The organism is Acidovorax sp. FW305-C-20-28 (assembly GCF_058783375.1).
In genome coordinates this window covers 1-8,287 of record NZ_JBYSYM010000071.1, presented here as the reverse complement: position 1 = coordinate 8,287, position 8,287 = coordinate 1, and the positions used below count along the sequence as shown (strand labels likewise).

The window sequence follows — 8,287 nt, the reverse complement described above, 5'->3', positions numbered from 1 at the left end:
CTTCTCTTTGGTGACTTTCTCTTGGCGACGCAAGAGAAAGTTACTGCGCCGCCGGGCGCACATCCCGGCTCCCGCCCCCAACAAAAGCATGCCGCCAGCAAGAACTCAACGCGCCACCACCAACCGCAACGACCCTTGATAAACCGCCTGCCTGCGCAAAAACCCATACCGCGCATCCCAAGCCCCCGAAACCAGATCCCCCCGCAACGCCTCCACACCCGCATCCACCGATGCAGCCGACACAAATCCCCATGCTGAACAGGCCGTGCGCGCAGCCGGCACCAGCAGCATCTCCGGCCGCCCGTAGTACGCCTCATTGAACCCATCCCTGCAATCCCAGGGAATCGGCACCGGCGACACCTCCACATGCCCGCCCAGCGCCGCAGCGATGCGCTCCATGGCCGGGTAGCGCCGCGCCTCGGCCGCCAGCACCCCGGGCGCATAGTGGGCCAGCCAGAAGTCCTGCACCGCCAGCGGGTCGCAGGTGAGAATAAGCACCGGCCCGCGCGCCACACGCCGCATTTCGCGCAGGCCGGCCTCCACGTCGCTCCACTGGTGGATCGAGAAGGTGCTCATGGCCGCGTCGAACGCGCCATCGGCAAACGGCAGGTGCTCGGCCACGCCGTCCACCGCGGGCGGCAGGTGCGCGGGCCGCTGCTCGCGCATGGACTGTGAGGGCTCCAGCGCAGTCACCGTGCGGCCCGTGGGTTCGTACGAACCAGCTCCGGCGCCGACATTGAGCACAGTGGCGGCCGCCGGGCCCAGGGCCTGCTCGATGAGGGCCGCAATGCGCGGCTCGGGCTGGCGGTAGGTGGCGTAGGTAGTAGCGCCCACGGCGCCGTAGTTGACATCGCCCGCGCTCCCGTCGGCAGCCCGGACGATGGCGGCGGAGTTGTTGTTGTTGTCTGCAGGCATGGACAAGAAAGGCCTCCCAGGGATGGTGAAGGTCTCCATGCTGGCCACAGACCGGCGCGCGGACAAACGAGATTTGCAGCGCCCATGCGTGAGAAAAAGGCACGCATGGCCCCAGGGGGCGGGTAGCCCCTCAGGCCGGGACCAGCGTGATCCAGTAACGCGTGCGCGTCACTACCTGCACCGGCAAGGTCTCGCGCAGCATGGCCAGGATGTACTCGGTATCGTTCAGTTGGAAGGCGCCCGAGATGCGCAGCGCCGCCACGGCCGGGTCGCAGCGCACCACGCCCGGGCGGTAGCGCGCCAGCTCGGCCGCGAAGTCGTCCAGCCGCATGCCGTCGGCATACAGCACGCCCTGCGCCCAGGCCAGGGCCTGCTCGCCCAGTGCGGTGGGGGCCTGCACGCCGGCGGCGGTGAAGCGGCATTGCGCGCCGGCCTGCAGCACACGCTGCGCACCGTGGTGCGGCGTGACTTCGACCGCGCCTTCGGCCACGGCCAGGTGCACGGCGCCCTCGTCGAGCAGGCGCAGCGCAAAGCGCGTGCCCAGGGCGCGCAGCCAGCCGCCGGGTGTCTCCACGCGAAAGCTGCGCGCGGCAGAATCCTGGGCGGTGGTGATGAGCACCTCGCCCGCGCGCAGGCGCAGCAGGCGCTCATGGGTATCGAAGGCCACGTCGAGCGCGCTGGCGGTATTGAGCAGCACTTCGGAGCCATCGGCCAGTGTGACGCTGCGCCGCTCGCCCGTGGCGGTACTGTGCTCGGCCGTCCACTGCTGCCAGGGCATGTGGCGCCAGCCCAGGTACGCCGCCGGTGCCACCGTGCCCACCAGGGCCAGCACGCGCAGCGCCGCGCGGCGGTTCACGGCGGTGCGCTCGGCCTGCGCCAGCACCGGCATGCCCAGGCCCGCAGGCACGGCGCCGAAGGTGCGCGACAGGCGCTCGGCGCGCTGCCAGGCGGCTTCGTTGGCGGCATCCTGCGCGCGCCAGGCGGCCAGGGCCTGCCAGTCGTCTGGGCGTGCCTGGCCGGAGTTCAGGCGCACCAGCCATTGCGCGGCCTCGCGCAGGGCGGCGCGGCCTGGGGTGTCAGGGTGGGATGGCCTGGTGCTGCTGCGGCTGCTCATGGCCTTCACTCCATGGCCAGCAGGCAGCATTCGAAACCTTGCGCCATGTAGCGCTTGATGGTGCGCTCACTCACCTGCAGCTGCAGTGCGATCTCGGCATAGCCCAGGCCTTCAAGCTGCGACAGCAGAAAGGCCTGCCGCGCCTTGGGCGCCAGGCCGTCGAGCATGGCATCGATTTCGTGCAGGGCTTCGAGCACCAGGGCGCGCTCTTCGGGCGACGGTGCCAGCGGCTCGGGCATCAGGGCCAGGGCATCCACATAGGCCTGCTCCAGCGCGCGGCGGCGCCACAGGTCGGAGACCAGGCCCTTGGCAATGGTCGTCAGGTAGGCACGCGGCTCGCGCAGGCCCTGCAGCGCCTGGGGGCGCAGCAGCACGCGCACAAAGGTGTCTTGCGCTAGGTCGGCCGCCTCGTCTCGGCAGCCCAGCCGCCGCTGCAGCCACGCGCGCAGCCAGCCATGGTGGTGGCTGTACAGCGTGTGCGGGTCGTGGTCGGGATGGACCAGGCCGGGGTCAGCGGTGCTCATGCGGCGGGATGGGCAAAGAAAATGGGGGTATCGCAGAAATTATAATTGAGAACAATTCTCAATTCATGGCCTCAGCGCCCTTGCCAGCCAAGGGATATGCCCGCAATACACCCTGCATGCCATTCGATCTGGAACGCTATGAATCCACCGGCTACGGCGTGGTGACCGATGCCGTGCCCGCCCACCTGCTCGCCGCCATGGATGTATGGCTGACCAGCGCCGAGGCGGCGGCGCGCCAATGCAGCGCCGAGGATCAGGCGCGCGACCTGGTGTTCGAAAAAGACCTCTCCGACGCGGGGCGCAACGGCATTCCCGCTGCCGAGGTGGGCGATGCCCTCTTCATCCTGGGCGACCTGTGCCGTTACGCGCCGCAGTTCGATACGCTGCTGCAGCTGCCAGCCCTGGTCGATGCCTGCGCGCAGGCCCTGGGCAGTGCCGATCTGGTCGCGCACTTCATGAACGCGACCACCAAGCACCCGGGCTTTGGCCGGGGCATCGGCTGGCACCGGGATTTCCCCAACGGCTACCTGAGCGGCGCAGATTCGCGCTTTCTGCGCGTGATGGTCTGCCTGGACGGCATGGCCGGGCATGGCGGTGCCACGCGCCTCATTGCCGGCAGCCATCGCGTGGACGACGGCTACGCGGTGCAAGAGAAGCGCGGCGGAGCCAAGCACCGGTACGGCCCGCACCACGGCGTGGCGGCGGAGTGCGCACCGGGCGACCTGGTGCTGATCCACCCCAAGGTGGTCCATGGCGGCCCCGCCAACACCAGTGCCCTGCCCCGGCGCAATGTGATCGTGCAAGTCGGAGTGGCTGGGATGGAGCTGGTGGGTGAGCGGGAGACGTTGACGGGCCGGCCAGTCGCCCTGCTACGTCACGCCTCGTCCAGCTGAAACAGGCTGGTAGCCACCAGGTCCAGCACTGCAGCCCCGTCCTGGTTCGCCAGCTCCCAGCGCCAGCGCAGGATGCCCAGGCCGGGCTTGCTGGCGGAGCGGCGCACCTCCTGCACCGTGGCCGTGAGCATCAGTTGGTCGCCCGGGCGCACCGGGTGCGGCCAGCGGATGTACTCGATGCCCGGGGACGCAAACGACTCCGAGCCGTGCAGCGCCTTGTCTGCCACCAGCCGCATGGCGATGGCGCAGGTGTGCCAGCCGCTGGCAATGAGGCCGCCGAAGCGCCCCTCCTGCGCGGCGGCCGGGTCGGTGTGGAACCACTGCGGGTCGTAGGACCTGGCGAAGGTGAGCACCTCGTCCTCGGTCACGGTGTAGGGCCCGGCCGTGAGGACCTGGCCGGCATGGAATTCGGCGAACTTCATGACTGGTCTCCCCCGAAGTTCGCGGGCCGCTTGTCGTTGAGTGCGGCAAAGCCCTCGCGCGCGTCGCGCCCGGCAAAACCCAGCATCTCCAATGCCAGTGAATGCTCGAAGGCCGGCCAGGCTGCGCGCAGCCAGTGGTTCAGGCTGCGTTTGGTAAAGGCCAGCGCGGTGGAGCTGCCGCGTGCCAACTCTTGGGCAATCTGCAGTGCCCGGGCGTCCAGCTCCTCATCGGCCACGGCCAAGCTGACCAGGCCGATGCGCTCGGCTTCCTGGCCCGAGATGGTGTTGCACAGCAGCAGGTGGTATTTGGCCTTGGCCATACCGCACAGCAGCGGCCAGAGCACGGCGGCATGGTCGCCGGCGGCCACGCCCAGGCGGGTATGGCCGTCGATGATCTTGGCGCGCTGGCCCGCCACGGTGATGTCGGCCATCAGTGCCACCGCAGCGCCCGCACCCACGGCCGCGCCGTTGATGGCCGAGACGATGGGCAGGTCGCAGTCCATCATGCCCTGCACGATGGCGCGGGCCTCCTGCATGGTGCGCAGGCGGGCCTCCTGGCTGCCCAGCATCGCAGTCACCAGCTCGGGCGAGCCGCCCGCGCAAAAGCCCTTGCCCTCGCTGCGCACCAGGATGCTGCGCACGCCCGGCGTGGCCTGCAGCCGGGCCCAGACGGTGCCCAGGTGCGCATGGCCCTGTATGTCGGTGAAGGGCATGCCGCCTGCGGGGCCGAAGATGACATGTGCCACGCCGTCGTCGGCGATGCGCACCTGCAGGTGGGGGCCGAGGTCCCAGGGTGGGGCTTGATGACCATCCATGTGGTTTGTCTCCTGTGTGGCTGTGTTCTGGTGGGCCAGCTTACACGCGGGCCCTATGGACCGCTTTGCAGCGCACGAAAGGCCTCAGCCCCCCTGCCCCGCCACGGCTTTGCATGCACCAGCTTTTTCGTGGGACACTGCCAGCCAGCCATTCATTCAACCTCCACCTGTTGCCACCGAGACCCCATGGCCAAGCCAAGGCATATCGCCACGCCAACCCGGCTCCTCGCGGTCGCACTGTGGGCTGCTTCCGCCGGCACCGTCCACGCCACCGACGTGCCCCCGGACGTCCTGGAACTGCGCACCCGCTGCGTCGCCGGCACAGCCGGCATCGACCTGGTGTTCGAGCTGCGCAACCGCAGCGAGCGCACGGTCTGGGTGTCGGCCGATACCGCGCCGTGGACGCCCTCTTCGCGCAGCCTGCGCATCACCGCAGAACGCCAGGGCGCGAATGTGCAGCGGCTCCAGGGGCCGGTTGCGGCAACGGCGCCCACCCCGTCGGGCTCGGTCAGGGTGCTGCCTTCGGGACAGGCCGATGGTGTGGTGCCGCTGTCGCGCAGCTTCCCGGAGCTGGCGCAGGCCGCGCAGCAGGCGCCCGTGCGCATCCACTGGACCTGGCAGGGCCTGGTCAGCGATTCGGGCCTGGCCGGGGCCTGGGGGCCTACGGCGCGGTTCGAGGGCGAGGCGACGGTGCAGGGCGGCGGGTGTTCGCTGGTGAGTGCGCGGCGGCTTTGACGGCCCAGTGACCTCCTGCTGCCCAGCGCAGGCGCACCGACCTCAGGCGGAGGCTTCGATCAACGCCCTGGCAGCGCCCAGCACCAGCCCCTGTTGGAATCGCCCTGCGCGGTAGGCCTCGATGATGGCCCGCTCCGACCCCAAGGCGCGCAGCCCCGTGCCGATCTCTCCGGCCAGCAGGTCCAGCAGCAACGCGTAGGCTGCCGGTTGCCCGGGGTCGTCGATTTCGCTGGCCGTCAGGATGAGTTCCCTGTACGCAGGGAACAACCGCTCCAGCCGGAAGTACATGTGCGTCTTCTCAACCCGCTCGACCGGCGCGGGGTCCAGCCGGTGCAGGCAGAAGCCCACATTGATGAACCACTGGGCACCAAAGCCCTTTTGGGTGTTGACCAGCGTGGTGACGCCCTCGCCCGGCGCGTGCAAGGCGTAGCGCTGTTTGGCAAAGCCTGCGCGCTGGAAGGCCTTGTGGACACCGCGCTTGTATTCAGCGCCGGTCATGGCATCGTCTTGAAAACAGACAAAAGCAGGAGTTTTCAAACACAAAGGTCACAGCGGTGATTCGTCGATTTTGATGCGTAACCACGCCGAAAGAACATCCGCGCGTTCAGCTTCCCAGTTGGGCTCCAAATCCAGCACAGCTTCCAAACCTCGATCCTGGCCCACGACATGCCCCATGCCGACTACCCGGTAGAAATCAGCACTTTGCCCATGATCGCTTCCTCCACAAAGAAAGCACCAATCCCCGTTTGGTCTGCTGACCAACAGGACAGGACGGCTTCCTTCGAAGACATGGATACAGACGTAGGACTTTGAATGGAAAAGCGACATGCTGGACATGCTTCACTACCTGGGCTTCATCCCAGCAAGGACTGTCCGGGCCGCCTCGCTATATTGCTCACTGGAAAAATCGGTGTCGCTCTCGGCAAACGGGGAGTCGTTGGCGATGGAGATTATCTGTTCGCACTTTTCTTTCGCCATTTCCTGCTTTCCAAGCCTCGCGAGGAACTTCGCATGGTCCAGCTTGGCCAGTAGAGACCCCTTGTCGATAACCTCAGAAAATTCATACAGGGCTAGCGCAGACTCTTCGTCGCCCTGGCCAAAGAGAACTTCCCCAAGCCGCTGAGCACATCCAGCCAGGAAGGGCATTGAGTCAATTTCCTTGGCATGAGAAATCATGGTCAACAGATGCCTTTTCGCATCGTTGTAGCGCTCGTCGCCAATCGCCAGTACAAAGTCCAATTCGCCCGGATACCCAGCCATCCTGATCGCTCCATTCCTCGGTTATCTCTTGCCAACAGATGCATTGTGCGCGCCAGTTCGGCTCATCTGGAAGTCGCCTTCGATCAGCGCAAAGAATGTAGTGCGAAGCCCGCACAGTTGCGCGCTGGGCGCAACGGGTAGTCAGCCTTGGCCACCGCCCCTCAACACCTCGCGCACCCGCATCAACGCAAAGCCCAGCAGGTTGTGGCCCTGCCACTGCGCCGGCTGCATCGCACGCGGGTCGTCGCCCGCCAGGCCAATGCCCCAGACCCGGTCCACCGGGCTGGCCTCGACCAGCACACGGTCACCGGTAGTGCGCAGGAAGTCGCCCATGGCCGGGTTCTGCGTGAACTTGGCGACGTTGCCTTCGACCACGGCGTCGAAGCCGCGCGCCTCCCAGCGCACGTTGTCGAAGCCCGCGACCTCGCGGCCGAGCTTCTTGGCGTGGGCGGGGGTGGGTGCTGCAAGGATCTTGGCCAACGTGACTTCATCGCCGAAGAGCCGGGCCTTCTCGGCCATCATGTAGTGCTCGGCGGTGGCGTAGTGGATGCCGTTCAGGGTGAACGGCGCCTCGAACCACTGGCTGAAGCAGGTCTTGCCGATGCTGCCATCCTTGCGGGGCTGGTGGCCCCAGAAGAAAAGGTACTGCGGCTCCAGGCCCTGGGCGATCTGCGCGATGAGGTGTTCGGTGTGGTGTTCGGGTTGCATATTGTTTTCGTTCGTCATTCAAGTAGGAATCGGTCAGCGCAGCAAGGCTTCGTACAGCGCCAGGTCGCGCACCGAGAAGCAGCAGAAGCTGATTTCCAGCGGCGCATCGCCCACCGCCTCGCGGCAGGCCTCCACCGCGATCTGCGCGGCGGCCGGCGCGGGGTAGCCATAGGCCCCCGTGCTGATGCACGGGAAGGCGATGGACTGCACACCATGCTGCAGCGCCAGCGCGATGCAGGCGCGGTAGCAGGCGGCGAGCAACTCGGCCTCGTTGCGGTTGCCGCCGTACCAGACGGGGCCCACGGTGTGGATCACGTATTTGGCGGGCAAGCGAAAGCCCGGCGTGGCCTTGGCCTGGCCGACCTTGCAGCCGTTGAGCGGGCGGCAGGCCTGCAGCAGCTCGGGGCCCGCCGCGCGGTGGATGGCGCCGTCCACCCCGCCGCCGCCCAACAGCGAGGTATTGGCGGCGTTGACGATGGCGTCCACCGGCAGCCGGGTGATGTCGCCTTGCAGGGCCTTGAACGTTGCCACGGCGGTAGCTTCCTTGTTGAAATCGGTTGACTTAGTTTATCTGTTGAACTTATGATAGTTTCACAACAGCACTAAGTCAACATCCCAGCTGTTGCAAACGGTGAATTCAAGTCACCGAGAGGATCACAACAACAAGAAGAAAGGAAAGCTTCCATGAACAACAACAACGAGCAAAGCAAGCGCATCGTCTCCACCAGCAAGTTCCTGAGCCTGGTGCTGCGCCATGAACCCGGCCGCGCCGGCCTCGCGCTGGGCGAAGGCGGCTGGGTGGCCGTGGCGGATCGAGGGCCTGTTCGCCCTGATTTCGGGGTCGCGAAGGCCCTTGCCGGCGTGCCAATCTAGGCGTGCGACGCAGCGTGTGCCCTTGCAC

At 67.0% G+C, this 8,287-nt stretch carries 13 protein-coding genes; 3 read left to right on the top strand and 10 right to left on the bottom strand.

Annotated features, from left to right (window positions below; translation table 11 throughout):
- Positions 1-105 precede the first annotated feature (105 nt).
- The 3 genes from AC3WOH_RS34640 to AC3WOH_RS34630 form a co-directional block, all read right to left on the bottom strand.
- Positions 106-915 (bottom strand): class I SAM-dependent methyltransferase, encoded by an 810-nt coding sequence (locus AC3WOH_RS34640; RefSeq protein WP_492233863.1) that lies wholly within the window; start codon positions 913-915, stop codon positions 106-108.
- 130 nt (positions 916-1,045) lie between these two features.
- A complete protein-coding gene (locus AC3WOH_RS34635; protein WP_492233862.1) occupies positions 1,046-2,029 on the bottom strand; it encodes a FecR domain-containing protein in 984 nt (327 codons plus the stop codon).
- A 5-nt stretch (positions 2,030-2,034) separates the two neighbouring features.
- Complete coding sequence (locus tag AC3WOH_RS34630; RefSeq protein ID WP_492233861.1) at positions 2,035-2,553, bottom strand: sigma-70 family RNA polymerase sigma factor; 519 nt, start codon at positions 2,551-2,553, stop codon at positions 2,035-2,037.
- Positions 2,554-2,669: 116 nt separating this feature from the next.
- On the opposite strand from AC3WOH_RS34630, the gene AC3WOH_RS34625 reads away from it, so the two are divergent.
- The gene (locus AC3WOH_RS34625; protein ID WP_492233860.1) at positions 2,670-3,446 is read left to right on the top strand and encodes a phytanoyl-CoA dioxygenase family protein; all 777 of its coding nucleotides are present in this window, start codon (positions 2,670-2,672) and stop codon (positions 3,444-3,446) included.
- Here the strand turns inward: AC3WOH_RS34625 and AC3WOH_RS34620 are convergent.
- Both AC3WOH_RS34620 and AC3WOH_RS34615 read right to left on the bottom strand, forming a co-directional pair.
- Positions 3,428-3,868, bottom strand: coding sequence for a MaoC family dehydratase (locus AC3WOH_RS34620; protein ID WP_492233859.1), 441 nt, complete (start codon positions 3,866-3,868; stop codon positions 3,428-3,430). The genes AC3WOH_RS34625 and AC3WOH_RS34620 overlap by 19 nt on opposite strands.
- Positions 3,865-4,683 carry an enoyl-CoA hydratase/isomerase family protein gene (locus AC3WOH_RS34615; protein WP_492233858.1) on the bottom strand — a complete coding sequence of 273 codons (819 nt, stop codon included), beginning with the start codon at positions 4,681-4,683 and terminating at the stop codon, positions 3,865-3,867. The genes AC3WOH_RS34620 and AC3WOH_RS34615 overlap by 4 nt, the downstream gene beginning before the upstream one ends.
- A gap of 186 nt (positions 4,684-4,869) precedes the next feature.
- Here AC3WOH_RS34615 and AC3WOH_RS34610 point away from each other — a divergent pair, with 186 nt between their 5' ends.
- Positions 4,870-5,418, top strand: coding sequence for a hypothetical protein (locus tag AC3WOH_RS34610; protein ID WP_492233857.1), 549 nt, complete (start codon positions 4,870-4,872; stop codon positions 5,416-5,418).
- Positions 5,419-5,460: 42 nt separating this feature from the next.
- Here AC3WOH_RS34610 and AC3WOH_RS34605 read toward each other — a convergent pair whose 3' ends face one another.
- The 5 genes from AC3WOH_RS34605 to AC3WOH_RS34585 form a co-directional block, all read right to left on the bottom strand.
- Complete coding sequence (locus AC3WOH_RS34605) at positions 5,461-5,916, bottom strand: hypothetical protein (RefSeq protein ID WP_492233856.1); 456 nt, start codon at positions 5,914-5,916, stop codon at positions 5,461-5,463.
- 48 nt (positions 5,917-5,964) lie between these two features.
- A complete protein-coding gene (locus AC3WOH_RS34600; protein WP_492233855.1) occupies positions 5,965-6,255 on the bottom strand; it encodes a hypothetical protein in 291 nt (96 codons plus the stop codon).
- A 6-nt stretch (positions 6,256-6,261) separates the two neighbouring features.
- The gene (locus tag AC3WOH_RS34595) at positions 6,262-6,678 is read right to left on the bottom strand and encodes a hypothetical protein (protein ID WP_492233854.1); all 417 of its coding nucleotides are present in this window, start codon (positions 6,676-6,678) and stop codon (positions 6,262-6,264) included.
- A gap of 141 nt (positions 6,679-6,819) precedes the next feature.
- Entirely contained in the window at positions 6,820-7,386 is a 567-nt protein-coding gene (ybiA, locus tag AC3WOH_RS34590) for a riboflavin biosynthesis intermediates N-glycosidase (RefSeq protein ID WP_492233853.1), read from the bottom strand.
- A gap of 33 nt (positions 7,387-7,419) precedes the next feature.
- Positions 7,420-7,917, bottom strand: coding sequence for an O-acetyl-ADP-ribose deacetylase (locus tag AC3WOH_RS34585; protein ID WP_492233852.1), 498 nt, complete (start codon positions 7,915-7,917; stop codon positions 7,420-7,422).
- 153 nt (positions 7,918-8,070) lie between these two features.
- Here AC3WOH_RS34585 and AC3WOH_RS34580 point away from each other — a divergent pair, with 153 nt between their 5' ends.
- On the top strand, positions 8,071-8,259 hold the full coding sequence (locus tag AC3WOH_RS34580) for an RNA 2'-phosphotransferase (RefSeq protein WP_492233851.1): 189 nt from the start codon (positions 8,071-8,073) through the stop codon (positions 8,257-8,259).
- Positions 8,260-8,287 lie beyond the last annotated feature (28 nt).